The following is a 24,477-nucleotide window of genomic DNA, read 5'->3' as shown; positions in this document are numbered from 1 at the left end:
CATTGGACAACGACACTTCCATCAGAAAACTCCCCACTCGCGTCCACTGGCCATTTTGAAATCCGCGTCGATCGCCTTGCTCCTTTTTAGCCAACCAGCCTTATCGGATTTGGTACCTATCGTAAGATTGAACTTGTGGGGCGCGACCTCTCGGAACAACAAGTATTCTTTGTCATACGCCGCCGGGCCTATTGTACCGGGCATTGGGAGATTAAGCTTGTCCATCTTATTGTCGCTATAGGAGAGCGTGTATGAGGCGAATGCCCCTCCGCTAAAGGAAATTTCAGCACTGCCTATGATCGTATTCACTGGAACTGGAGAAGGGTCATATCCGAAGAAAACGCGTGAAAGGCGTTTCATCATTAGTTGATTGCCGGGCAAGTGAGCCCCCCGATTCTTAGTAATGTTTCCCGCTTCGATCCAAAAATGGGAACAAACTCTTAACTTCTGAAGGTCTTGGCTAGAGAGTGCGCGCTTTGTCGTTTCCTCACTGGCCAAGTCATCTTCGGTCGCGGCTGGGTGAGTCAGATTCGGCACGCTTTCATAAAGCGCCGCGTATCGTTTAAGCAGCGCGGAGTTCAATGGTGTCGCTTTTTCCCAAGCATCTTTATACCACCGCCAAAGAGCCTTCATTGCTGACGCTGAGGTCGGCTCAGACGGACTTTTCCGGTTTACCGTCAGCGAAAACCCTACTTCAACGCCCTTGGACAATCCTGAACGTGACATATTGCCAGAACCCGCAACGGCGAAATCATTGTCTTTGCCTCGGAACAAGAACGCTTTCGGATGGAAGGGTACCTTAGGCCTACCGCCATGAGAAAGGCAGAAATGCGCGTCGTAAACACGCACCGACGAAGCTGGCAACGAGAGCAAAGCCTCCAGAGCAACTGGTTGCGTGCGGCAGTAGTCGAAAGAGGTGAGCCACCGTTTCTTGACAACTGTCCAACGCGACCCAAGTGTCCCTTCAATTCGGTTGAGAAGGTCATATGCGCCGCTGGAGGTCACGTAGGCCGCTGCGACATCCAATTTAGTCAAGGAGCCATGCTTGGCTATCGACTCAATTGCGGCCATCGTTGTCCGTACCGCTGGCTGAGCAATAAGACTAACTTTGCTCATTCGCCGCCCCCCTTAAATTGGCGCTGGAATCGTTTAAACTCACCTCCTGCCCCTGCGCATAGAGGGCAAAGAGTTTTTCTAGACGCTCGGTGTCGTTCTTGAATTTCCGACCAATATAAATGCGCTCAAGGGTTTCATCATTGCGATCATGCGCCTCTCTTAAAAGCTCGTATTCGCTGTTGAATTTATCGGGATCATACATACTCCCGAGCGTTTCCGGGTAGTAATGCTCCCTCGCAAGAAGGATTTGGCTGGCCGAATCGAATAGATCAACTTTGTTCTTTTCAGTTAACATCGGAATGGGAAATGTGTTCCATCCGAGTGTATTCGAATAGCGATAATCTGTTTTCAACTTGCCGCAGACAGCGGCAACCCAGACTAAATGGAGGCGAGAAGCGATCATGGCTAGGTGCCAGAGCGGGGCGTCATAGAGCGCGAAGGCACTGTCGGCGATCACGGCATTCTTATCGAGTAGCCCGACGGGGAGGTAAGGGCGGCGCTCCGAACTGACCCGAGGAATAATCAGAGTAGATTGGCGAGCAGCCCCTTGAATCTGCACAAAGCGATAGGGGGCCTTTGCGAAGTCCCGTGTCGAGCCTGCTTTACTCTCTAAACGCATCTTCCGCACCGCCTCCAATCGTCCAGCAATAATTGGCGATCGGAGTGAATCTTGATACTGGCCCTGCTCTATCCAAAGGCAATATCGGATCTTTCCCTGAATAAAGTCTTCCGATCCAAAAAACGGTCTCAAATAACGCTGAAAGACGTGATCAGCTTGGCTTTCGCCATTTTTAACATCGTGAGAAACAATCAAATGCCCACCGTCCCTGGGCATGTTACCGAAGAGCATTGGCGCGATTCCCTTTGGCGGCTTGCGCTTACTCTCAACAACCAAGTTGGGCGCATCGACAAGGTAAGGGTTGATGTTGCCGCTAATTTTCTCGAGGACGGTCCCATCTGCATCAAGCGAGTAGAGCCGTTTTCTGCCACTACTGCCGGTCGTTATTCCGATCACGATCACAATCACGCCAGCATTGTGGCTGGCGAGGTTTGCCCATTTGAACGACGTATAGGCAAACTCGATTACATGACCCGTTTTGAAGATGGTTGGCCATAAAATGGGAACCTGCTGGCCCTGACAAAGAGAGTTCGTAGTCACAAAAGCTGATGCTGATTCTGTTCGGAGACCGTATTCGGCGGCCTTCATTAGCCACCCGGCAACATAGTCGAGGGATTTCCAGCCAACTACTTTACCGTCAAAAATGGCGCGAAGATCATCCTTCTGCTCTATAGATTGTAGCTTGTTCCCGAGATAGGGCGGATTCCCACAAATATAGGTCTCCCCGCCCTCATTCTCGAAATCGATCTCGGCCTGGTCCAGCGGTGTCTCGAAAAGATCATCTGAGGCCACCTTCACGCCCGTCCCGGTGGGCGGACAGATGGAGAGCCAATCGAGCCGCAGCGCATTGCCGCACGTAATCCAGTTCTTCGCATCCAGCGGCAGGAAGTCGGCCAGCGCCTCTTTCTGACCGCGATAAAGGACGTCGCACTGATATTCCGCGATGATAAGAGCGAGGCGTGCAATCTCCGCCGCAAAATCCCGCAACTCAATGCCCCGAAAATTGGTCGGCGGAATGTCCGACGCACGATCGGCCTCGCCCCTTCGCTGGTTGATTTCGGCTTCAATGCTGCGCATTTCCTTATATGCGATCACCAGAAAATTGCCCGAGCCACAGGCCGGATCAAACACCCGGATTTTCGCCATCCGGTTTCGCAGATTGAGGAGTTTGCGGGCATTGTCGCCGGCCGCTTCCAGCTGTTCTCGCAAATCATCCAGGAAGAGCGGATTCAGGACTTTCAATATATTCGGCACAGACGTGTAGTGCATGCCCAGCGCGCCGCGCTCTTCATCATCGGCAACCGCCTGGATCATCGATCCGAAAATATCCGGATTGATCTTCTGCCAGTCGAGACTGCCGCCATGCAGGAAGAGCGAGCGCGCATGCCGGGAAAAGCGCGGCGTGTCAGTGGAGCCTGAAAACAGACCGCCATTCACATAAGGGAAGGCATCGGCCCAGCGCGGCAGCGGGTCTTTCCGGCGCGCATCTGGATGGGTGTTCATCGCCGCGAAAATCGTCGCCAGAATTTCGTGCGTATTCGAGGCGTCGCGCTCGCTCATCTGCTCGACCGTGTCAGTGAAGACATCGGTCTTGTTGAAGATGCCTGTGTCCTCGGCAAAGAAGCAGAAGATTAGTCGCGCCATGAAATGGTTCATGTCGTGGCGGCGCTCTTCCGTACCCCAGTCCGGATTGTCCTTTAGAAGCTCGACATAGAGCCGGTTGAGCTTGCTCGTCGCGCGAATGTCGATCGAGCTTTCGCGGATCTGTTTGACTGTGGAAATGCCTGCCAGCGGCAGGAAGACGCCGAAATGATCCGGGAATTTTGCAAAGTCACAGGCAATGACATCGCCGGTCGCCAGGTCTTCAGCCTCGAACTGGTTCCCATCGGTTGCGAGGATGAACTTCGCCTTCGCCTTGGTTGTCGCCGGGCTGGAGCGCAATTCAGCCAGGGCCGCCGTCACCTGCCCCGGCGCGGCCACCTTGATATGGATATTATTGCGCTGGAGCACGCCGCCAACGTCGGAGCTGTTGGATGACCCCGCGCGCAGCTTCTTGATCGTGGTGGCCTTGTTCCCGAAGGCTTCCAGAAACTGATACGGGAATTCGGCCGCATCGAACACTGCCTTGGCCAGCTCGGATATCGCCTGTTCAATTTCAACGGCATTCATGCCTGAACCCATCCCCCGTGAATCGCTAGGCTACTCTATTCCCAGTTGCTAATCATCGGCAACGACAGGACCCATTCGGGGTGTCGGTGGGCGGTCACGTCACAAGCCGAATGGGACATTTTCTATTTGCCCAGACCAAGCAGAGAGGCAGTATTAGAAAGTGGCCTCGTGACACCACAGATCGTGAACTATAGCGGGCATAGGCTCGCAAAATTAACTAGGGATCAGAGAGCTCAGATCAGGATCGACCCAATTTCGCGTTTTTAATATTAGTCACGAATTCTGAAGAGTTTTTTGATTTTGCATTGGAAGATATATGCCCTCTCTGGACAAGCCCCCCCCAAAAATACAAATCCAGAAAACGCTTTCGGATGGCTAGACGATCCTGACGTTGCAGCTGTATTCGAAAAGGTTTGTGCGGAACTGCTCCCTGAATCTGATAGAGGTGCAGTTCTAATTGCGGCCGATATTGCCACACAGCAGCTGGACAAGGCTTTCGTTTCTCGTGGCCCAAAGTACATGAAGTCGCGCATCAGACGAATGCAGTCCTATCCCGGAATTGCGAGTACGCTATCGGCAAAAGCCGAAATTGCAGGGCTCTGCGGTTGGATAGATGAGAAGTGTCTAAATGCGATAGATAGTCTCCGTAAAATTCGAAACGAAGCGGCACATTCAGACGGTCAATTCTCACTCGAAACACAAACTGAACAATTAAATAATATGTTGGCTCTCGGCAAAGGGGTTTCCAATGCAGTGCACAACATGGCTGTCGAATTGCTTGTGCTGAATTTCTTCCACACCCTCCGAAAGGATGGCGAGAAATTAGTGAATGTGCTGGGCGAAAACCCGTTTGGCAGTTTTGAAAAGATCGTCGAAGAGTTGGAGAAAAGGCCGGAATGGTCGACCACGCTAGAGGCTCGGATTCCAAGAATAAAACTTGGTCTCGGCCTTTGCCTAATCGTTTGGTTGATTGCGCAGAAACAAGAGGCTCCTGATGTCTGAAGCCCGCGATGTTTGCTCTGACCGTGGATCGCAATCCTTCTGCGGTCATGAACGACCTGGCTCATAGGCCTCACTTTATTCCCTTGCTGGAGAAGAGCGTCTCTTCGAATGGAGCGTAGCGAAGCATATCACACTTCAGTTTCCGCGCGGTGGGTTAGTTCCTAGGGTTAAATTGTCTTTTTGATTCCAATTTGGCTGAGATGCACGATTACCAGCAAGGGGTCGCGTCCCCAGTGGTAAATGCAAACGTCAAACAATGGAGAGGGTTAGCTTTGGTGGACCATCAAGCGTGCCGACATGCGAATCAGAAAATGAGATCCAAAATCAAATTAGAAAACATGATGATCAAGGTTCCGAAAAACGCGAAAATATTTGAAAAAAGCGACGAAAATTTATCTGAGCTCCTTTTCCTAGAGCCATACCTTGATACGTTTTACCTTGTTGCTCTTTTGAGAGGTTTTGAGCTGAAGGCATAGGACTAGCTAGCCCTCGGATTCCTCCGAAGCCTAGCCCCATGCCTCCGCGATCTTAGCTGCTCTCCCGAGCCGGCTCGTCGCATTGGCCCAATCAGTACTACACCCTGTCTGATCGGTTGGCCGCTAAAAGCACCGGGTGCGGTGCTTGGGATCAGGCTTCGGCCTTTCGGACTACCTATGATCTGTGATCCCGCCCCGTGGTAAATCATCAAACCCAGCGCCACGGTCGTGCAACCCTCCACTGGATTTCCCCCGCTTTACCGAGGTGTCAATTATGCGATGCGTGCCTCCTTTGCCGCATTGTTCACTGAGCCGCGCTAGGCGACACCGGTTTCAATCAGCGCACGGATTTCTTCCACTCGCCAGACCGTCACGCGGGCACCCAATTTCTGCGGCTTGGGGAAACGTCCGTCCTTCACGCCAGCCCACCAAGTCGATTTACTGACAGGAATGGGGCCGTTGGGTGCCAGGATGGATTTCAGGCGAAGAAAGCCCGTTTCGGGCAAGCTTGTTTCGTGGGGCATTGTCGATCTCCGTGTATTGGTTGACGACAATGTCCAGCATGGTGCGATTGAATAATAGACACCCAAGTTTGGGTTTTTGTAGGCTTGGTTGGGCAACAACTAAATGTCGAGTTCGATATAACCCAACGGATCCGCTAGCTTCCGAAAGCGCAACTCTATGAATAAAAACAATATTTGTTGAGTTAGGTTTTGCTTACTTTTTTGGCGCTCCGCCGCCTGGCTTCCAATTTGTAAGCTTGGCAACGTCCCTAATCATTGTGTCGCTCGGTTCACCATGTTTGTTTATGAGTTCTAATCGAACAGCGTGTTCCCAAAGCCAATTTGTGATGCGTTGTTTCACACTTCCAGATGCATTGGGTTGCTCATCAAAGGCCTCCCACGCTTCAACCGCTGCTATCAGCTTAACAGAACGACGGCGATGTTTCCGATCCATATACTGCGGTCCTTGGCTATTTGATCGTGCTGACAGCGAATTCGAAAACCCGCGCTCGGAAAGCCATGTTCTCAACGCTGCCATGTCTATATTTGACGCATGGTAGTCGATAATATCATGGTCCTCAGGTGCACCGTAAACTCCCGACATATCCTCATATCTTAGCGTGCCGTCGAGCTGACCATTCTCAATCGCTGTCACAAGCACATTTCTCGTTGCCAGATAGTCAGGCGGATATTGACTAGATGCGCTACCTTCTACCCCGTGTGAGAATTCCTGCGGTTCAATTTCCAACATGAGAAGCGTTGCTTCGGCAACAGAAACAGTGACGGAGTATCTCCAGTTCGGAGACGGCTTCGCATATAATTCTGATTGATCAGTCATGGCTTTTTTCTCCGCCGTTATCGCTAGCTTAGATGAGCAAAAATTTCGTCTGCCCACCAGTCTGCCATCTTTACACGTTCCTCCCAGTAGCGCGCCCGATGGTAGGCCCGACGCACTTCGTCAGCGCCAACATGGCCAAGCTCGGCTTCAATCGCATCGGCATTCCATCGACCACTCTCATTGAGTAGGCTGGACGCGCTGGCACGAAATCCGTGCGACGTATGCTCATCCTTGTCAAAGCCCATGCGCCGGAGTGCCTGATTGAGTGTGTTTTCGCTGATTGGCCTGTCTCGCGCGATTGATGACGGGAAGACGCGGTAATTGCTGCCCGTCTCGGCCAACAGATTACGCAGAGTATCCACCGCCAATTGCGGCAAGGGCTTTGTGTGTTCCCGGCGCATTTTCGTTCGCTCGGCAGGTATGGTCCAAATCGCCCTTTCAAGGTCAAACTCCTCCCAAAGCGCCAGCCTTAGTTCGCCGGGACGTGTATAGAGCAATGCCATCAGCTTTAGCGCCGCCCGCGTGGATGGGGACCCGCCCCCATAATCCCATATCGCCTTGATCAGGCCGGCAAACCCTTTCCGGTCTGTTATCGCAGCCATGTGCGAAACCTTCGGGGCGATCAATGCGCCGCGAAGCCCATAAGTCGGATCATTCTCAGCACATGCCGTGGCGATGGCATAACGAAACACTTGTCCGATTGTTGAGCGCAGCCGCTTGGCGGTTTCGTAATTTCCTTTCGACTCCACTTTTCGGAGTGTCGTCAGAATATCCGCTGCGCTGATGGTGGTGATGGGCCGGTCGCCAAAGTCACCACTGGCCATATCCAGCAGCCATTGCTTTTTTTTCAGCGTGATTTCGGCCTTCCCCTCCATTCGGAGCTTGTCCACGAGTTCAGTAGAGATTTTCGCGAAGGTGTGTTCGGTGAGCGCGACCTGGCGGGCCTTTTTTTCCTTGGCGTGTGCGCTGGGGTCTATTCCCTCGGCAAGGAGTTTCTTTGCCTCAGCCCGCAATTCGCGCGCCCGCGCCAGGCTGATCGCCGGGTATGGACCGAAAGAGAGCACATTTTCCTTGCCATCGAAGCGGTATCGCAATCGCCAGAGTTTTGAGCCGGTGCGTTGAACTTGCACGTAGAGCCCGCCACCATCGGCCTTTTTATAGTCATTTTCGCGCGGGCCAAGCTGGCGGACCTGAATATCAGTTAGCGGCATGTGCGGGTATCTCGATCACCTAGTCCGGTCAAAAAGGCCGGGATACCCGCAAATCTACCCGCAAAATACCCGCATGCCAACGGATATACCCGCACAGCATCGGACAACAAAAGTGCCGCCTGCCTTGGTTATTCTAGTTATTTTAGTAATTTATGAAGTTCTGCGGTCGCTTTCGGAGAAAGCAATGGTGCCCAGGAGAGGACTCGAACCTCCACTTCCATACAGAAACCAGCACCTGAAGCTGGCGCGTCTACCAGTTCCGCCACCTGGGCAGGTAAGCAAGGCGGGCGACATACGAATTGCGCGCGCCCCTGTCAATTCGGATATCACCGCCGGGGCGGCTTTCCGTCAGTGATCGCTCAGCGTTTCTTGCCCGAGACGGTGTCGACGATGGCATTGGCGTCCTCCGCGCCGCGGCGCACATGCACCAGATCGCCCGGCTCGGCCCAGGCCGGCCGCAGGGAATCGGACGCCAGAATGACCGCCGAATAATCGCCCATCTGGTCCAGCGCCGCCCGGTTGAACAGGCGCTGGGAAGCAGAATCGCCCTCAAACAGGGCGCGCGGTGTATCATCCTGTCGCAGCGATTCCGGTGAGCTTGATGTGGGTGCCATGGGCAATCCATCCTTCGAGAGTTTGCGGTAGCGATACCGTTTCATTGTCTAGTCCCCCTTCCCCAGTCCGGGTCCCGTCAACGCCTCTATGGGCGCCTTGCGTTTGACCCATTTAAACCCTTCGCGCTTGGTAATCACGGCGGTATCGACGGGGCCGCCGACCCCCTCCGGCCCCAGCGACATGCGCATCTTAACAGAAGTCAGGTGAACCAGCGACTCTGCCAGCCATGCCATCTCGTCCGGCGGCATGCCCTGCAGGGTCGAGGCAAATGGCCCCAGATGCATGTCCTGAATATAATCGCGCAGATAATCGAGAAAGACCGAGATGAAATCATCCGACATTGCGGCGTTTTCATGCATCAGCCGCGATTTCTCCTGCTCATTCTTGGCAAACTGGTTGATCAGCCGGTCGCCATTGGCGCGGATGAGGTCGCGGAAAACGGTCAGGGAATAGTCCAGAAAGGACGGATCCACCCCGTGCACCATCGAGATCATCACATTGCGCACCGCAAAGGGCAGAACATCCGCCGGATGATCCACGGTGATATGGCTCTCCGAGCGCGGCGACACGGTCAGGCGTCCGGCAATGACGCCATCGGTTTCCAGATTGACCAGCGACGGAAAGGTCTCGTCACCGCCAAATCCGGCGACCACCAGGCCGGAGCGGGCCACGGTCTCGATATCCGCAATGGAGAGCCGGTGCAGGAGGCGCGGCAATTGCCGCTTGATGTCGGCATTCATCCGGTCGCCGATGCGTGAATGCAGCAGCGTTTCATAGCGCTGCATCAGATCGGGGAAATTGCGCAGGAACTCGCCTTCGCTGAGATCGGCCAGCGCCGGGTGAATGCGCCGCGATTCGACATCGCTGATCAGAGGCTCCAGCGAGCGATTGACGAGAGCGCTGGCTTCGATGGCGCGCAGGAAGGCGGCGGTTTTGGTGAACACGGCGATTTCGCTATCGCGTATGGAAAAATCGTGGAACTGGCCGGCAAAGTCGAAAAAAGCGTCGCCCCAGCCTTCAATCGTGGCGTGCCCGGTATCGCCATGACGCTCGCGGAATTCCTTGATGATGACTTCCCACGGCACCCGCATGAATTCGGCATTGCCATAGATCATCACCCCGACCGGGTGGTCCCGTGACAGGTTGAACAGCTTGTCGACGCTGTCATAGGTCTTGATATTCATGCCGGAGCCGAACGTGGCCTTGGAGTCCGCAGCCAATGCCACGGCCTGCTTGTTCAGCAAGGCGACCTCTGCCGTCATCCCCTCAAATTACCCCCGTCAAACCGTGTTTTTGTTCTGGTTAAGCCGAACCCTAGCGCCGCAAGGCGGCCAAGAGGAGTCGGTTCGCGCGCCACGGGAATGTGAAACGCAGTGACGCATGGACAGGCGCGCCGATTTCTGGTCTATGCAGACCCTCTGTTGAAACGCTTTCCGGAGGCATTTGGCTGATGCTGCGCGAAGACATGATCACGGTATTTGGCGGGTCCGGCTTTGTCGGGCGCTATGTGGTGCGGGCTCTGGTGAAAAAGGGCTATCGCGTCCGGGTCGCCACACGCCGCCCGCATCTTGCGCTGGACATGAAAGTTACCGGCGTCGTCGGCCAGGTCGAGCTGATGCAGGCCAATGTCCGCAATCCGGCTTCTGTCGCCCGCGCCGTTGCCGGCGCGCATGGCGTGGTCAATCTCGTCGGTATTCTCGCCGAAGGTGGCAAACAGCGCTTTGCCAGCCTGCAGGCCAAGGGCGCGCAGAATATTGCCGAAGCCGCCGCTGAAGCCGGCGTCGAGCGCTTTGTCCAGATCTCCGCCATTGGCGCCGATGCGGATTCCGCCTCGCGCTATGCCGCGACCAAGGCGCAAGGCGAGGCCGCAGTGAAAGCGGCCTTCCCGGGCGCTGTCATCCTGCGGCCCTCCATCATTTTCGGAACCGAGGACGAATTCTTCAATCGCTTTGCGAATATGGCGCGTTACGCCCCGGCCCTGCCTTTGCCGGGCGGTGGCAAGATGAAGATGCAGCCGGTTTTTGTTGGCGATGTCGCCGCAAGCGTCGCGACTGCGATCGAGAATACAGCGATCAGCGGTGTCTACGAACTCGGTGGCCCCCGCACCTATACCTACAAGGAATTGATGGAATTCATCCTGAAAACCATTGATCGCCCGCGTTTCCTCGTGCCGGTGCCGATGTTTGCCATGTCACTGATCGGACTGGCCGCGGAAATTGCCGCCATCATTCCTTTTGTTCAGCCTGTCCTGACGCGCGATCAGGTCACCTTGCTGGGTGAGGACAATGTGGTGGCGTCCGATGCGCACGGCATCGGTGATCTGGGTATTACCCCGGAAACCATCGAATCCATCGTGCCGGTCTATCTGGAACGCTATCGCCGCAACGGCCAGTTCCACGAAATGGCCTAGACCAGCAGCCAGAAGATCAGACCGGCGAGGATCAGTCGGTAGATCACGAAGGGCAGAAAGCCGACGCGCTCGACAAAGCGCATCATGACGGCAATCGACGCCCAGGCCGAGAGGAAGGACAGGGCCGCCACGATCAGCCCGTCCATCAGGCTCGCGCCTTCATTTCCGCCCTGCGCCAGATCGAGCCCGGCCACCAGCGCAAAGGCGGCAATCACCGGAATCGCCATCAGCATGGAAAACCGCGCGGCTTCGCTGCGGCCCAACCCCAGTGCGCGGCCCGCTGTCATGGTCACGCCCGACCGGCTCGCGCCGGGGATCAGGGCAAAGATCTGAACCAGTCCGATCAGGAACGCATCGCGATACGTCATCGTTGCGGTGGTAAAGGTGGTGCGTCCGAACTTGTCAGCCGCCCACAAGGGAACAGCGAAGACCAGAGTGGCAATGCCGATTATCAGGGGAGAGCGGAACAGATCGGTATGGCCGGTAAGATAGAGCGCGCCGGCACCGATGATGATCGGCGGCGTCGCCGCGCCGATCAGCAATGCCAGGCGTCCCCCCGGCGTCATCCGGCCGGACAGCCAGGCCAGCTTGCCAACGGCAACGTCGCGAATATCCCGCCAGAAATAGACCAGCACCGCCACGAGGCTTCCGGCATGGGCCATCACATCAATCAGCGGGCTTTGATCCTCCATCCCGGCAGCGATGGGCGCGAGGATCAGGTGTGCGGACGACGAGACCGGAAGAAATTCGGTCAGGCCCTGGACCAGCGACAGGAGAATGAGTTGGGAAAGCGGCATCAGCGCCTCGTCATGGCAGAATCAATTACGCTTTTCTGACGCCAAGTCGTGACGAAATAGAAAACGCCCGGCCGCGAGGGGTTGCGGCCGGGCGCTTGCTGTGCGCCGTCGAAACTGTTGCGCATGCATCGGGAGGGGATCCGATGCGATCAGGACGGCAGACCCGTCAGCGGGGGGACGACGCCGATCCAGCGCCCCAATCAGCCGTTACATTAAAGACACGAGTGCGAAAAAAGTGCAAATTAAAAATAATAAAGAATTTGTATGTGGCATTGATGTTACACGCTGTGAAACAGAATGTGATCGCTACTGACGGCGTCCCCGGCGATCCTCCTCCGGATCTTCCAGAACAAAAAGCCGTGGATTCAAACGCACATCGGTTTCCACATCGGTCAGTGTCACCCGCGTGGTATAGCCCAGCGAATCGGTAACGAACCATTCTTCCAGAACGTAAGTCTCCGGATTGAAGGCGAAGAGCGCCGTGCCATCCATTTCATCGCTGCGGTCGCGTGTGGCGACATAGAGATAGCCATCTTCCTGCCAGACATCGGTGACATTGGCATCTTCGGCCAGATTGACATCGGGCTTCAGCAACCACCAGAGCGGTGTGGACCGCAGCGGTACGCGGTCGACCGTGTCCAGATCAGAGTCGGAAATCGCGACGGTCGTGCCATCGGCAACGACGAGCAGCGGCGAGGGGGCATCATATTCAAAGCGCAAACGGCCGGGCCGCCGGATCGACAGCACACCGCTGGAGGATGAAAAGTCCGGCGCGATCTGGGTAAAGCGGGCCTGATAGGTCTCGATACCGTTCAGCCACGCATTGACACCGGCCAGGGCGGTTTCGGCATCAAAGGACTCTGCTTCGCCTTCTACGTTTTCAGCTGGCAGCGCTTCGGTCATAGCCTCATTGGTCACCGTGTCAGCCGCCTCGGGCGCATCCTGAGCCATGAGGGCGAGAGAGAGAAAGAGTTCGATCATCATAACCGCCATAATGCCCGCGAAAATGCGGCGGCGTCATGGCATAAGCGCAGCGTATCAGTGGCTGAACCGGATCTGCCAGGCGGAAACCTCGCCCGGCTGCCAGTGCGGAATGATCAGGACATCGCCGATCACATAGCCGTCATTCATATAGATGCCGGCCTCTCTGGTGTCGGCGATGACGGAAAACGACCCGTCCGGCATCAGGTGATACAGCTGTCCTGGCCATTCACTGGCGAAATAGGCACCCTGGCCATCGGGCGCGATCAGATCGCCATCGCCGAGACCTTCGCTGATAACGGTGATGTCTCCGTCGGCCAGACCGATGGATACAAACCGGCCCGCCATGGTGACGGCCAGCATGCGGTCCGCTTCCAGCCACAGCCCGTTGATGGCGGAAAGCGCCTCATCTTCGGCCCAGACATGCACCATGCCATCTTCCAGCACATAGATTCGCGAGGTCGCAGAATCCGACACATAGATGTGGCCATCCGGGCCGGCGACGGCATCGTTGAGAAAGCCCGCCCCGGGCGCTGGCCAGCTATCCACAATCTCGCCCGTTTCCCGATCAAGGCACACAATCCGCGTGATGTCGGTGACGTAGAGACGGTCGCCGACGAGCGCCATACCCTTGGGCGCATCCAGCCCGGTGGCCCATTCCAGCGACTCGATCTCGCCTTCCGGCGTCAGGCGGGAAATGAAACCATTGCCGTCGCTTGCATCGCCTTCGCCATTGACGTTGGACACAAAGATCAGCCCGCTTTGCGGGTCGGGCAGGACACTTTCCGGAGAGGCAAAACCCTCCGTCCGCCAGACCTCCGTCAGTTCAACCGTCTCCATCGGCGACGATGTGGATGGCGAACAGGCCAGACACAGCAATCCGGCAATCGGGGCGAGCGGGGCAATCAGCGATAATTTCATCATGCGCAGGATTATGCCCGCTTCGGTCAGCGGAATAATCTCAAAATCGCGTGAGAATCAGGCCGCGTTATGTTCAGGCAGGAAAATCTCGCGCTTGCCGGCATGGTCGGCGGGGCCGATCATGCCCTCATCCTCCATGCGCTCGATCAGCGTGGCGGCCCGGTTATAACCGATCTGCAAACGGCGCTGGATATAGCTGGTCGAGGCCTTGCGATCGCGCGCCACCACGGCCACGGCCTGATCGAACAGGTCGTCGCCAGATCCGCCGCCCGCCTCGTCAAAGGGCGAGGGCGCATCGTCATTCTCTTCGGTCACTTCTTCCAGATATTCCGGCGTGCCCTGTTTTTTCAGATAGGCAGCGACATCCTCGACTTCCTGATCGGACACGAAGGGGCCGTGAAGCCGGCGAATGCGTCCACCCCCGGCCATGTAGAGAAGGTCACCCATGCCAAGGAGCTGTTCAGCGCCCTGTTCACCGAGGATGGTGCGGGAATCGATCTTGGACGTCACCTGATAGGAGATACGCGTCGGGAAGTTCGCCTTGATCGTGCCGGTAATGACATCGACGGACGGGCGCTGTGTGGCGGTAATCATATGAATACCGGCGGCGCGGGCCATCTGGGCCAGACGCTGAACCGTACCTTCAATCTCCTTGCCGGCGACCATCATCAGATCCGCCATCTCGTCGATGACGACCACGATATAGGGCATCTTCACCGCTTCGATGGTCTCGGTCTCGTACATCGGCTCGCCGGATTCCCGGTCATAGCCAACCTGAACCGTGCGTTCGAGCGGCTCGTCCTTCTCCAGCGCCTCGGCGACCCGTTCATTGAAGCCCGCCACATTGCGCACGCCGATCTTGGACATGCGCAGATAGCGGCTTTCCATTTCGCGCACCGTCCATTTCAGGGCGGCAACGGCCTTCTTCGGATCGGTCACGACGGGCGAGAGCAGGTGCGGAATACCGTCATAGACCGACAATTCCAGCATCTTCGGATCAATCATGATCATGCGGCAGTCTTCCGGCGGCAAGCGGTAGAGCAGCGACAATATCATGGCATTGATGCCGACCGATTTCCCCGAGCCGGTGGTTCCGGCGATCAAGAGGTGCGGCATGCGCGCTAGGTCGGCGACAAAAGGCTCGCCGCCGATGGTCTCGCCCAACGCCATGGGCAGTTCGGCTTTCGAGGACTCAAAGGCCGAGGAATTGAACAGTGCTCGCAGGAAAACGGTCTCGCGATGCGGATTGGGCAGCTCGATACCGATGGCATTTTTGCCGGGCACCACCGCCACGCGGGCGGCGGTCGCGCTCATCGAGCGCGCGATATCATCCGACAGGCCGATGACGCGGGAGGATTTCACACCGGCTGCGGGCTCGAATTCGTAAAGCGTCACCACAGGGCCCGGGCGGACCTGCCCGATCTCGCCGCGGACGCCGAAATCCTCCAGCACGCCCTGAAGCAGCTCGGCATTTTGTTGCAATGCCTGCGCATCAACAGATTCCGTGCGTGCCTTGGGCCGGACCAGAAGATCCAGACGCGGCAGTTTGAACCCGCCGGACTGTGCAAAGGGCAAGGCCCCCTGTGCTTCGCGCGCTTCGCGGCCCGAGGCGCGCGGCTTGCGCGTCGGCGCCACTTTCACAGCCGGAATCACCGGTTCCATGGGCTTGCGGCGCTTGGCGCGCGGTCTGGGCGCGGCCACCACGTCATCGGCATCGCGCGCTTCGGCTTCGCGTTCGCCTTCACGCCAGGGCAGATAGCCCAGTGCGCTGTCGATCCAGACCCGTATTGTCGCCCAGACGAGGCTGGCCGTATCGGCCGCCGCGACAATATCAGACGGTCGCAGGCCGAAAGTGAAGAACACACCCAGTATCGACACCAGCAGGCCCAGCCCGGCGGCAATCGCCATCGGCGCGGGAGCACCGATGGATGTCAGCGGATCGACGAGCGTAAAGAGCAGGCCATCGCCCAGCACCCCGCCGAGGCTGACGGCGAACGGCCAGGTGTCCGGGATGGGCAGGGCGGCCACCGCCATGGCAAAGCCGAGAATGGCAAATCCGGCGGCCAGGATGCGCAAGAGCTTGAAACCGAGCGAGCGCGGCTGATAGCGGCGCGTCATCTTCATCACGCCCCAGCCGGCCAGAACCAGAGAAACACCGCCGGCGGCCCATCCGAGTGTCTGCAACAGGAGGTCGGAGAGGATCGCACCAAATGCGCCCAGCGAATGGGTCACGGCTTGCGACGAGGCGACATTCCAGCTCGGGTCCAGCGGATTATGATCCAGCAAGGCAAAACCGGTCAGCCCGGCCAGCACGACCAGCAGGCCGCCCGTGATCCAGGCACCCAGACGCGTCATCCAGCCGGAACCCGCACGGCGGACCCGGCCCGAAATATCGTCGGAAGAAACAGCATCATAACCCGCCATGCGCGTATTCAATCGCGAAAGCGTGAGTCGATGGTAAATACGGGTTAAGATAATGCGGTTGGGGGACAGACCGATGGTCCCGTATGTTTGACATCAACGCCAAGGTTGCCGATGGCCAGAGTCGTGGTTCAAGCCGGTCGCGGCTTTCGCATTCGCCAGCCAAGAATGACAGCGGCGAACAAAATGAGAAGTGACCCGATGCCCATCCACAAAAGCATGGCTTCAATGGACATCAGGAACATCAGGCTGTCGATATTGCCGGTCTTCCAGAACACCCATTCGCCTGCCAGTCGCGTGGCCAGCATTTCGCTGCCGGTCGACAGGATCACGAGGCCGTCCCCGCTTGCCGGGTCAAAGCGGGCGGCCGTATTGATGGCCGGACCATTATTTCCGTCATGACCGATTATGTAGCCACCCGTATTGTTCGGGGCGTAGAGCATGGGGCCTGCCCCCCATATATCCGCGCCCATTTGCGACGCATGAGGCGTTTGCATCAGCGCCAGTGACGCTTCGGTCAGGACGGATTGGGCGCCCTGCGCTGCCTGCGCATTGATAAACACGGCGAGATCGTCGGCGGTGGTAAAAAGCGATGTCGCCGCTAGCGCCGTATACCAGCGGAAGGGTTCGGTATGGCCGTCCAGATCATAATTCTCGGCAAGGCCCAGCCGGAGCGCCTCTTCATGGTCGAATGTCGTGCGCTCCATGCCGAGCGGAACAAATACGCGCTGGGACATGAATTCTGCAAAGGACTGACCGGACACCTCTTCGATCAGCAATTGCAGAAGGGTGTAGCCGCCGCCGGAATAATTCCACTCACTGCCCGGCTCGGACCCCAGTTCAACAATTCCGCTATTTCCCGGCGAGGCATCGCAGGCGCGTGTCAGTGAGTCTTCAAGTGTCTGAACGTCCTCCGGGCCGTCAAATCCGTCATAACCCAGACCATCGCCCAGCCCGGCCGTGTGGCTGAGTAGCCGCCGCACCGTCACACCGGAATTATCGAATTCGCTGTCAGGTAATTGCCAGCGGGTGAGATAGTCCGAGACCGGACGATCAAGATCAATGGCGCCGTCTTCGACCAGCGTCATGACACCCCAGGCCGTCAGCCATTTGCCGAGCGAGGCCACCTGAAAGACCGATGATCCGTCGACCGGATCACCCGTCGAGACGCTGTATCGCTCGGCAACACGCCCGTCTTCCAGAACCAGAAGGACCAGATTGCCAGAATGGTCGCGCTCGACAATCCGGGTAGCCGCCTCAACGAAGCTGGCGGTGTCGTCCGATGGCGTCAGAGCCGGCCGGCCCCAGCCTTCACTCGTCGCGGCAAAAACCAGCACAATCCAGGCTGCGAGTGCCACAATCGCGCCGAGGGAAAGGAAAAGTATGCGTTTCATGTCAGGTCTCCGATTCTGATGAAGCCTATGCCGGCGCGCTGCTGATGAGCGCAATTGCGGCAAGGATGTAGAGACCGGCCGTCAGAACGCTGCCGATCGTTCGGAAGTGATTGAGCCGGGTCCAGCGGCGGCCATAGACCTGCCAATAATCGGCGGCTTCAGGGCTTGCCGGATCGAATGAATCCAGCCGGTTATTCATCGGCACATTGCCAAACAGCGTCATCAGGAAGACCGATGACACATAGATGGCGGGTGCGAGAACCAGGGCGAAAAGTGCAACGCCTTCCATTGTGTAGGCGGAATGGACCGCGAACAGGATCGACAGCACCGGGATCAACAGGATTCCGGCAACAAATTGGGTCCGGATTACGGTCTTGTTGATCTGCTGCATCGCCTGGATGCCGGCTTTGGGCTCGGCCCGCAGCAGGCCGGCCATGATGAATTCGGAGAAGGCGGAAAACACACCGCCGACGACAGCGCTCCAGAGTGCCAGGAAGGCGCAGGCAAAGAGAGTCCATTCATAGGTCATGATTCTTGTCCTTGATTTGATGACAGAAAAGGAAGGCGTTCAGACGACGACACCGTCGAATTCATCCTCGTTCCGGCCTTGCTGTTTTCGGGATGGCGAAGCGAGCCAGAGCGCTGACAGCGTGGCCGCGATGCCCAGCTCGATGACTGTCGCGGCAATGAGCGAGTCAGACGGCAGACCGTGGAGTGCCATGCTGATCAATCGCCCTGCGCCATAGCTGCCATAGATGATGGCACCAATCGCCAGCGCCAGATCGGCAAAGCGGATTCTGACCGCTCCGGCCAGCATGAGGGCGCCGGAGATCAGGAGGACGCCGCCCGGGGCGGCCAGCTCGAACATCAGCCCGGGATCGCTGTCGATGACAACATGGCTCATGGAGAGGAAATCCTGCGGGACCAGGATCAGCGCACCGCCAATCCCGCCCAGAAGTGCACCGGCTGTGACCAGAGCGGATCGTGTGAGAAGCCGGTTCATTGCGCCGTCTCCCACACGCCGGTCGCCGCGACATCGCGGGCATAATCCGCGAAATCCTTGGGCGCGCGGCCCAGCGCGCGCTGGACACCGTCGGTCAGATGCGCATTGCGCCCATCCAGAACCGTCGAGAACAGATAATCCAGCATCCAGACGACATCTTTGGGCGCGCCGGATTTTTCGACTTCGGCGACGAAGCCGTCATGCGGCACATTCACATAGGCAATCTCGCGCCCGGTCGCCTGTGACAGGTCCGCGGCGACATCGGTGAGGCTCATCAAACGCGGGCCGCTGACCTCATAGATCTCGCCATTGTGGTGGTCTTCCGTAAAAGCGGCGACGGCCACATCGGCAATGTCATCGACATCAACGAAAGGCTCGACCTGATCGCCGGCCGGCAGTGTGATCGTGCCGTTCAGCACCATGTCGATAAAGGCACCTTCGGAGAAATTCTGGTTGAACCAGCTGGCGCGCACGATGGTCCATTCGAGACCCGAGGCCTGGACGATCCGCTCACAGGCCTGCGCTTCGGCTTCGCCGCGGCCTGACAACAGGACCAGCCGCTTGACGCCGGCGCGTTTCGCCAGCTCGACGAAGGCGGCAATTGCGTCGGTTGCACCCGGCATGGCGAGATCCGGCGCATAATTGATGTAGGCAGCGGATGCGCCGTCGAGACAGGCCTCCCAGCCTTGCTCATTGTGCCAGTCGAAAGACGGCACCGAGCCGCGCGATCCGATGCGGACTTCATGGCCAGCAGCTTTCAGACGGTCGGCGACGCGCCGTCCGGTCTTTCCGGTGCCGCCCAGTACGAGGGTGAGGCCTTGTGGGGTGGTTTGTGTTTTCATTGACTTGCTCCATTTGGGGTTTGCAAGTCGAGGCATAAGGCCCGGCGCCGTCAGGCTCTTGCCCGTGCGCGTCAAAGATTTGACCGATCGCGTCAAAGACGGCTTTTCAGCCCTTGCCGGACCCCAGCCGGTAGGAGCGGGGCGTTTCACCTGCCCATCGTTTGAAGGCACGGGTAAAAGCGCTCTGCTCGGAAAACCCCGTCAGGAAGGCCACTTCAGCCAGGCTGTAGCTGGTTTCGCGCAGCAATCGGCGCGCCAGCTCCTTGCGCGCCATGTCCACGACGCTCTGGAAGGAATGCCCCTGTTCTGACAGCCGCCTTTGAAGTGTACGCGTTCCAAGGCCCAGCTTGGAGGCAATTCGCGACAGAGTCGGCACGCCATCGCTGAGCTCTTCCGTCACGGCGCGGCGCACTTGCGGTTCCAGCGCGTCATCGGCGCTCAACGAGGCCAGCTGCTCCTCCAGATGTTGGTCGAAGAAGCGCGCAATCGTTTCATCGCCAACCCGGTTGGGCGCATCAACCTGCGCGGCACTCACCTGCAAGGCATCGCGCCCGGAGTCGAAATGAACCGGACACCCGAAATGCGCTTCATAGGCCGCAACCGGGCCTCTCGGCGAATGCTTGAAATGAACAGAAAGCGGCTGGAAATCGGCCGTCGTCACCTCGCGGCAGATCACATCCACTGCCGCCATGCTGGCTTCATTCGACAACAGCATGCCGGCCCGGCCGTCGCCGGCTTTCTCGAGGCAGAAGAATAATTTCCCGCCCGATTCTTCGAGGTGATAGGTTTCAGCGCTCCCCAGGACACGGCCATAGCGCTCGGACCGCCAGAAGGAATCCCGCAGCGAAGGCGCGGATTTCCAGGCGAGACCAAACGCGCCGTATTCCTCTGTCCGCATGGAGGCGCCGATGCGCCAGGGCAGGCCAAGGCCTTCCGGATCCCGATCAGCGAGCGTCTCGAAGAAATCATAATAGTCGGCCGACGCGATCAGGTGCGCCGGATTGATTGCCCCGTCAGGGTCGAGGCCCAAATCTTCCAACAGATCACGCGTCTCAACGCCGGGAGAGGCCTGGCTGATGACCTTGTAAACATAGAGAGATGTGATCTTCGTCATGGCAGACGTTATAGGACATTTCGCCCGCTGTCCTAGACGAAACCGGGTCGCGCCGGGATTATGCCATTGGAAGAGCGGTTCCGAATGTTCCTGCGGCAGCGCGCCCTCTTCCCACTCGCGGCAAGCGGTATAAAGTCCGCCTCATGACAAATTCCTTCGATAGCGATGTGATTGTGCTCGGTGGCGGGCTGGCGGGACAGACCCTTGCGTTGGCGCTGGATCAGGCAGGTGTTTCGGTGACGCTGGTCGATGCCGCGCCGCTGGATGACATGCTGGCGCCCGAATTTGATGGCCGCGCCTCGGCGCTGGCCTATACGTCCTATCGCATGCTGGAAGTGATCGGCGCCGCCGACCGCATGCGCGAGCACGTGCAACGGATCGAGCATATCCTGGTCTGTGATGGCCGGCCCTATGGCGGACCAAAGCCCGGCGGCCCGGGCCCGAACACGCTGCATTTCGACCGCCGTGAAATTCACCCGGAGGATGATGGCGAACCCCTGGGCTGGATGTGTGAGAACCGCCATACCCGCCATGCGCTGACCGCCTGTCTGAAAGCGCGCAAGGACATCCGGCTGATCGCGCCGGTCAAGGCCGATCGCTGGGAGCATATTCCCGGCGGGATTGAGCTCTATCTGGAGGATGGCCGCGTCCTGCGAGCGCGCCTCTTGTGCGCCAGCGACGGCAAATTCTCCCGTATGCGGCAACAGGCCGGCACCCGCACCGCTGGCTGGGGCTATGACCAGTCCGGCATTGTCGCGACGGTCGAACATGAAAAACCGCATAACGGCGTGGCGTATGAATATTTCCTGCCGGGCGGCCCCTTTGCCATCCTGCCCTTGCCCGGCAATCGCTCCTCCCTCGTCTGGACCGAGCGTACCCATATCGCCAACGCCATATTGAAACTGGATGCCGATGGCTTTCAAACCGAGCTCGACAAGCGTTTCGGCGATTTTCTGGGCGCGGTGAAGGAAACCGGTCCGCGCTGGGGCTATCCCCTGTCCGTGAAATTTGCCGAACGGTTTTATGAGGACCGGATCGCCTATGTCGGCGACGCGGCGCGCGGCATCCACCCGCTGGCCGGGCAGGGTTTCAATCTCGGCATCCGCGATGCGGCTGCGCTCGCTGAAGTGCTGGCGGACGCGAAATCGCTGGGTATGGAGCTTGGCTCGCCCGTCACCCTGCAACGCTATGCCAAATGGCGGAAACTGGATTCCATGGGGCTGGTTGCGGCAACCGACATGTTCAACGGACTGTTTTCAAACGATATCGGCCCGCTGCGCATGGCGCGCGGGCTGGGTCTCTCACTGGTCGACAAAATCCCGGCCGCCCGGCAATTCTTCATGCGTGAAGCGGGCGGAGAGACAGGCGATCTTCCGAAATTGTTGAAGGGCGAAAGCCTCGCGGCGTAAATCAGGCCACGCCGATGCGCGGCTCTCCACCTTCCATCGCCTCGGACGGGCCGAAAGCCCGGTCAAGGATATTGGTGGAATCCTGCGCCAGCTCGATCGCAGCGGTCAGATGCTCCAGCACCTTCATATTGTTGGACAGCACTTTCAGCGCTTCCGGGCGATGATCACCGGCAATCTTGGTGCAACGGATCAGAACGTCCGACCGCAGCTCCATCAGAATGTCTTCCAGTTTATGACCAGCCGGATTGCTATCCGATTTTAGAAAACGGGTCATGGCCGTCTCCTTTCCATCCACAGAAGACATCATGTAAGCAGAAACGCGTTAATTTTCGGCTGACACACAAGGGCAACAGAGAATTGATCCTGATCCTGGCCATACTGGGCGGCGCCATCTGCCTCTTCCTGATCGCGATTCTGCTGGCAAAACGTCCGTTTGCGGCCGCCGAGGCCAGCCTGCTCTTCTGGCTGGCAGCGCAAGGCGGCGCCTTTGCCTCTATCGCTTTTAGCGCTGGGTGGCCGGACTTCTGGCCGCTTATCTGGTTGTCGCTGGGCCAGTTCCTGCTTTTCTGTCTGGGGCCGGCGCAATTGATCTATGCGCGGGCCAGCCTGTCGCGTCCGCTGAACGTCGTGCCCCAGATGGGAGTCATGGCGGGCGTGGCAACCGTTTTGGCGCTTTTGCCTCTGACGGTGCAGCTGGAAACGCGCTCGGGCGCCATCATCGCGCAGCAGGCCCCGGTCTGGCTGGTTCTCCTGCCACTCATGGCCCTGCTGATTTCGGCCGCCTGGCCCATCATGGTCCTGCGCCTGGCGCGGCAAGCGCGCCGAAAGCTGAAAGACAGGTATTCCAATCTGGCGGAGGTCGACCCCGGCTGGATGGAAGTCTGGGCGATTTCATCGTTGATCGTCATTCTCGCAGCCTTGCTGGCTGTGCCCACGTCCACTCTGGGCATATGGCCGATCAATGTGCATGTCGGGGCGCTATTGGGCTTCCAGATTCTGCAGGTTGCCTATGTCGCGCATCGCGGCCTGACCCGCCCCGGTATTTTCCTGTCGCCGCCCGCCAGCGCCCCTCGCCCCGTCGTGGACGCCGCAGCCGCCAGAGCCGATTTTGAAGCGGTAACCCTCCGCCTTGCCGAGAGCCGCCTTTTTCTCGATCCCGTCCTGACGGCCCCTCGATTGTCCGACGAGATGGGATGGGCACCGGAGCGCCTGACACAGGCCTTCCGGGTCGGCGGCGAAACCAGTTTCCACGACGCTGTACTGAGGGCGCGCTTGCAGGAAATGGAGAAACTGGCGCGTGACCCGGCGAATGCCCGCGTGACGACACTGGCCCTTGGTCTGGATGCGGGATTCGGCTCTAAATCGGCCATGTATGAGGCCTTCCGGCGCGAATTGAACACATCACCCGCAGCCTGGCGTCGGCTTTTTGTGCATCAATAAAGTATTGAATATAATAAATAATAACGTCCGGTCTGTCTTTTTATAGCCATCCGGACGACGCGCCCGCGGAAACCGGCTTGTTTGCGCTCCGACACCTTCAACCGGTCATCACGGAGCCAGAACATGACCTCACCTCACATCGCATTCGAACCTGCCAATCGTACATTCAGGATTGTCCCGGCCTTTGCCGGCGGTCTGGAAGTCGTCCTCCTGATCGGCGCATCCACCGGCGCGGCGATCATGGCGCAATCCCTGTTCACCCCGTCACTCGGCGAAGCACTGGGGCTGGCGGGCAATGAGCAGAATCTTCTGGGCGGTGCCTGGACGATGTTGCGGATCTTCGCAATCCAGTACGGCGTGCTGATCGGTCTCGCCGCGCTATTCGGCCTTTTACGGGGCCGTCGCAGTCTAAAAAGTCACGCCCTCGGCAAGGGCAATCTCTCCACACTCGGTATCCTGAAATGGGGCGCTGCGCTGGGCTTGATTGCCGGTGCGCCTGCCACGCTGGTGCTGTTTCTTCAGGACGTCGCTCCGTTCGGGCAGGACACGCCGGTCTGGGCGGCCTTGCGTGAAGCGCCCTGGGACATGCGCTTCTGGACCTTCCTTTTTGTCGGCAGTTTCGGCCTTGTTCCGCTCCTGGAGGAAGTGACGTGGCGCGGCTATGCGCTGGGCCGGATGACGGAAGTCATCGCGCCGGGGGCCGCCATTCTTTTCACCTCTGTGCCGTTTGCGCTTCTGCACGTGCAATACGCTTCAACCGATCCTGCGATGATCGCGACCAGTATTTCGGTGATGATTGTCAGTCTCACCCTCGCGTTCGCGACCTTGCGCACGGGTACGATCTGGCCGGCTGTGATCGGCCACGCCATCACCAACTTTCCGGCGGACAGCTGGTTGGGCGCGGTTCAACTCGGCCTTGCCGTTCTGGTGCTGATTGTCTTCATCCGGCCCATTGCATCGGAAGTCGGGAAATGGCTGGCGCTGTTCTTCCGCTGGACCACGCTACAGGCCTTCGTCGCCCTGGTGCCGGTAATCGCCCTCGCTGTGCTGGCCATGACGTTCCAGGCCAATGCGATGTGGATCGGTCTGGCCGCCTTTGTCGTAACGTTGGGGCTCGGCCTGATCTATCGCTCGGCCTGGCGGCACAAGCCCGCTTGATCCGACGCGCGCAATCGGCATGCTGCCTCCCGCATTGA

Annotated in this window: 22 protein-coding genes and 1 tRNA gene; 5 read left to right on the top strand and 18 right to left on the bottom strand. The window is 58.3% G+C overall.

Going from position 1 to position 24,477, the window contains the following annotated elements:
• Positions 1-21: 21 nt before the first annotated feature.
• Positions 22-1,116: a hypothetical protein gene (locus P0D52_RS13015; RefSeq protein WP_394693077.1), complete on the bottom strand. Its 1,095-nt coding sequence runs from the start codon at positions 1,114-1,116 to the stop codon at positions 22-24.
• Complete coding sequence (locus P0D52_RS13010; RefSeq protein WP_394693076.1) at positions 1,103-3,904, bottom strand: class I SAM-dependent DNA methyltransferase; 2,802 nt, start codon at positions 3,902-3,904, stop codon at positions 1,103-1,105. Before P0D52_RS13010 ends, P0D52_RS13015 begins: the two co-directional genes overlap by 14 nt.
• Positions 3,905-4,198: 294 nt before the next feature.
• On the opposite strand from P0D52_RS13010, the gene P0D52_RS13005 reads away from it, so the two are divergent.
• A complete protein-coding gene (locus P0D52_RS13005) occupies positions 4,199-4,906 on the top strand; it encodes a hypothetical protein (protein WP_394693075.1) in 708 nt (235 codons plus the stop codon).
• Between the two features lie 793 nt (positions 4,907-5,699).
• On the opposite strand, the gene P0D52_RS13000 is transcribed toward P0D52_RS13005, so the two are convergent.
• The 6 genes from P0D52_RS13000 to P0D52_RS12975 form a co-directional block, all read right to left on the bottom strand.
• Positions 5,700-5,906, bottom strand: coding sequence for a helix-turn-helix transcriptional regulator (locus tag P0D52_RS13000; RefSeq protein WP_394693074.1), 207 nt, complete (start codon positions 5,904-5,906; stop codon positions 5,700-5,702).
• Between the two features lie 193 nt (positions 5,907-6,099).
• Positions 6,100-6,723, bottom strand: coding sequence for a hypothetical protein (locus tag P0D52_RS12995; protein ID WP_394693073.1), 624 nt, complete (start codon positions 6,721-6,723; stop codon positions 6,100-6,102).
• 23 nt (positions 6,724-6,746) lie between these two features.
• The gene (locus tag P0D52_RS12990) at positions 6,747-7,934 is read right to left on the bottom strand and encodes a tyrosine-type recombinase/integrase (protein WP_394693072.1); all 1,188 of its coding nucleotides are present in this window, start codon (positions 7,932-7,934) and stop codon (positions 6,747-6,749) included.
• Between the two features lie 185 nt (positions 7,935-8,119).
• A tRNA-Leu gene (locus P0D52_RS12985) sits at positions 8,120-8,206 on the bottom strand.
• Positions 8,207-8,293: 87 nt separating this feature from the next.
• Positions 8,294-8,593, bottom strand: a complete 300-nt coding sequence (locus tag P0D52_RS12980) for a hypothetical protein (RefSeq protein ID WP_394693071.1) — start codon at positions 8,591-8,593, stop codon at positions 8,294-8,296.
• Between the two features lie 3 nt (positions 8,594-8,596).
• The gene (locus P0D52_RS12975) at positions 8,597-9,811 is read right to left on the bottom strand and encodes a hypothetical protein (RefSeq protein ID WP_394693070.1); all 1,215 of its coding nucleotides are present in this window, start codon (positions 9,809-9,811) and stop codon (positions 8,597-8,599) included.
• A 188-nt stretch (positions 9,812-9,999) separates the two neighbouring features.
• Between P0D52_RS12975 and P0D52_RS12970 the strand changes: the two genes are divergently transcribed.
• Positions 10,000-10,959: a complex I NDUFA9 subunit family protein gene (locus tag P0D52_RS12970; protein ID WP_394693069.1), complete on the top strand. Its 960-nt coding sequence runs from the start codon at positions 10,000-10,002 to the stop codon at positions 10,957-10,959.
• Here P0D52_RS12970 and P0D52_RS12965 read toward each other — a convergent pair.
• From P0D52_RS12965 to P0D52_RS12925, 9 genes are all read right to left on the bottom strand, one after another.
• Positions 10,956-11,756 (bottom strand): undecaprenyl-diphosphate phosphatase, encoded by an 801-nt coding sequence (locus tag P0D52_RS12965; RefSeq protein WP_394693068.1) that lies wholly within the window; start codon positions 11,754-11,756, stop codon positions 10,956-10,958. The genes P0D52_RS12970 and P0D52_RS12965 overlap by 4 nt on opposite strands.
• Positions 11,757-12,062: 306 nt before the next feature.
• A complete protein-coding gene (locus tag P0D52_RS12960) occupies positions 12,063-12,740 on the bottom strand; it encodes an outer membrane lipoprotein carrier protein LolA (RefSeq protein WP_394693067.1) in 678 nt (225 codons plus the stop codon).
• A gap of 54 nt (positions 12,741-12,794) precedes the next feature.
• Entirely contained in the window at positions 12,795-13,661 is an 867-nt protein-coding gene (locus tag P0D52_RS12955) for a gluconolaconase (RefSeq protein ID WP_394693066.1), read from the bottom strand.
• Positions 13,662-13,715: 54 nt separating this feature from the next.
• Positions 13,716-16,082: a DNA translocase FtsK 4TM domain-containing protein gene (locus tag P0D52_RS12950; RefSeq protein WP_394693065.1), complete on the bottom strand. Its 2,367-nt coding sequence runs from the start codon at positions 16,080-16,082 to the stop codon at positions 13,716-13,718.
• A 128-nt stretch (positions 16,083-16,210) separates the two neighbouring features.
• Positions 16,211-17,473: a serine hydrolase domain-containing protein gene (locus tag P0D52_RS12945; RefSeq protein WP_394693064.1), complete on the bottom strand. Its 1,263-nt coding sequence runs from the start codon at positions 17,471-17,473 to the stop codon at positions 16,211-16,213.
• Between the two features lie 25 nt (positions 17,474-17,498).
• A complete protein-coding gene (locus P0D52_RS12940; protein ID WP_394693063.1) occupies positions 17,499-18,002 on the bottom strand; it encodes a DUF1772 domain-containing protein in 504 nt (167 codons plus the stop codon).
• A gap of 39 nt (positions 18,003-18,041) precedes the next feature.
• Positions 18,042-18,476, bottom strand: a complete 435-nt coding sequence (locus P0D52_RS12935) for a DUF4345 domain-containing protein (RefSeq protein ID WP_394693062.1) — start codon at positions 18,474-18,476, stop codon at positions 18,042-18,044.
• Positions 18,473-19,318 carry an NAD(P)H-binding protein gene (locus P0D52_RS12930; RefSeq protein WP_394693061.1) on the bottom strand — a complete coding sequence of 282 codons (846 nt, stop codon included), beginning with the start codon at positions 19,316-19,318 and terminating at the stop codon, positions 18,473-18,475. The genes P0D52_RS12935 and P0D52_RS12930 overlap by 4 nt, the downstream gene beginning before the upstream one ends.
• Positions 19,319-19,424: 106 nt before the next feature.
• Positions 19,425-20,432, bottom strand: coding sequence for an AraC family transcriptional regulator (locus tag P0D52_RS12925; RefSeq protein ID WP_394693060.1), 1,008 nt, complete (start codon positions 20,430-20,432; stop codon positions 19,425-19,427).
• 143 nt (positions 20,433-20,575) lie between these two features.
• Here P0D52_RS12925 and P0D52_RS12920 point away from each other — a divergent pair, with 143 nt between their 5' ends.
• A complete protein-coding gene (locus P0D52_RS12920) occupies positions 20,576-21,841 on the top strand; it encodes an FAD-dependent monooxygenase (protein WP_394693059.1) in 1,266 nt (421 codons plus the stop codon).
• Between the two features lies 1 nt (position 21,842).
• Here the strand turns inward: P0D52_RS12920 and P0D52_RS12915 are convergent, their stop codons facing one another.
• The gene (locus P0D52_RS12915) at positions 21,843-22,115 is read right to left on the bottom strand and encodes a histidine kinase (protein WP_394693058.1); all 273 of its coding nucleotides are present in this window, start codon (positions 22,113-22,115) and stop codon (positions 21,843-21,845) included.
• A gap of 83 nt (positions 22,116-22,198) precedes the next feature.
• Here P0D52_RS12915 and P0D52_RS12910 point away from each other — a divergent pair, with 83 nt between their 5' ends.
• Positions 22,199-23,281 (top strand): helix-turn-helix domain-containing protein, encoded by a 1,083-nt coding sequence (locus tag P0D52_RS12910; protein ID WP_394693057.1) that lies wholly within the window; start codon positions 22,199-22,201, stop codon positions 23,279-23,281.
• Positions 23,282-23,404: 123 nt separating this feature from the next.
• The gene (locus P0D52_RS12905) at positions 23,405-24,439 is read left to right on the top strand and encodes a CPBP family intramembrane glutamic endopeptidase (protein ID WP_394693056.1); all 1,035 of its coding nucleotides are present in this window, start codon (positions 23,405-23,407) and stop codon (positions 24,437-24,439) included.
• Positions 24,440-24,477: the final 38 nt, after the last annotated feature.

The sequence above is a fragment of the Hyphobacterium sp. genome (assembly GCF_043584775.1).
Classification (GTDB): Bacteria; Pseudomonadota; Alphaproteobacteria; order Caulobacterales; family Maricaulaceae; genus Hyphobacterium.
This window is presented reverse-complemented; position numbering and strand designations above follow the sequence as displayed.

Coding starts and splice junctions, on each gene's coding strand:
- P0D52_RS12970 (WP_394693069.1), top strand. CDS start 10,000: ATGCTGCGCGAAGACATGATCACGGTATTTGGCGGGTCCGGCTTTGTC.
- P0D52_RS12980 (WP_394693071.1), bottom strand. CDS start 8,593: ATGAAACGGTATCGCTACCGCAAACTCTCGAAGGATGGATTGCCCATG.
- P0D52_RS12935 (WP_394693062.1), bottom strand. CDS start 18,476: ATGAACCGGCTTCTCACACGATCCGCTCTGGTCACAGCCGGTGCACTT.
- P0D52_RS12965 (WP_394693068.1), bottom strand. CDS start 11,756: ATGCCGCTTTCCCAACTCATTCTCCTGTCGCTGGTCCAGGGCCTGACC.
- P0D52_RS12990 (WP_394693072.1), bottom strand. CDS start 7,934: ATGCCGCTAACTGATATTCAGGTCCGCCAGCTTGGCCCGCGCGAAAAT.
- P0D52_RS13000 (WP_394693074.1), bottom strand. CDS start 5,906: ATGCCCCACGAAACAAGCTTGCCCGAAACGGGCTTTCTTCGCCTGAAA.
- P0D52_RS12905 (WP_394693056.1), top strand. CDS start 23,405: ATGACCTCACCTCACATCGCATTCGAACCTGCCAATCGTACATTCAGG.
- P0D52_RS12950 (WP_394693065.1), bottom strand. CDS start 16,082: ATGGCGGGTTATGATGCTGTTTCTTCCGACGATATTTCGGGCCGGGTC.
- P0D52_RS12925 (WP_394693060.1), bottom strand. CDS start 20,432: ATGACGAAGATCACATCTCTCTATGTTTACAAGGTCATCAGCCAGGCC.
- P0D52_RS12955 (WP_394693066.1), bottom strand. CDS start 13,661: ATGATGAAATTATCGCTGATTGCCCCGCTCGCCCCGATTGCCGGATTG.
- P0D52_RS12945 (WP_394693064.1), bottom strand. CDS start 17,473: ATGAAACGCATACTTTTCCTTTCCCTCGGCGCGATTGTGGCACTCGCA.
- P0D52_RS12975 (WP_394693070.1), bottom strand. CDS start 9,811: ATGACGGCAGAGGTCGCCTTGCTGAACAAGCAGGCCGTGGCATTGGCT.
- P0D52_RS12920 (WP_394693059.1), top strand. CDS start 20,576: ATGACAAATTCCTTCGATAGCGATGTGATTGTGCTCGGTGGCGGGCTG.
- P0D52_RS12940 (WP_394693063.1), bottom strand. CDS start 18,002: ATGACCTATGAATGGACTCTCTTTGCCTGCGCCTTCCTGGCACTCTGG.
- P0D52_RS12960 (WP_394693067.1), bottom strand. CDS start 12,740: ATGATGATCGAACTCTTTCTCTCTCTCGCCCTCATGGCTCAGGATGCG.
- P0D52_RS12930 (WP_394693061.1), bottom strand. CDS start 19,318: ATGAAAACACAAACCACCCCACAAGGCCTCACCCTCGTACTGGGCGGC.
- P0D52_RS12995 (WP_394693073.1), bottom strand. CDS start 6,723: ATGACTGATCAATCAGAATTATATGCGAAGCCGTCTCCGAACTGGAGA.
- P0D52_RS13015 (WP_394693077.1), bottom strand. CDS start 1,116: ATGAGCAAAGTTAGTCTTATTGCTCAGCCAGCGGTACGGACAACGATG.
- P0D52_RS12915 (WP_394693058.1), bottom strand. CDS start 22,115: ATGACCCGTTTTCTAAAATCGGATAGCAATCCGGCTGGTCATAAACTG.
- P0D52_RS13010 (WP_394693076.1), bottom strand. CDS start 3,904: ATGAATGCCGTTGAAATTGAACAGGCGATATCCGAGCTGGCCAAGGCA.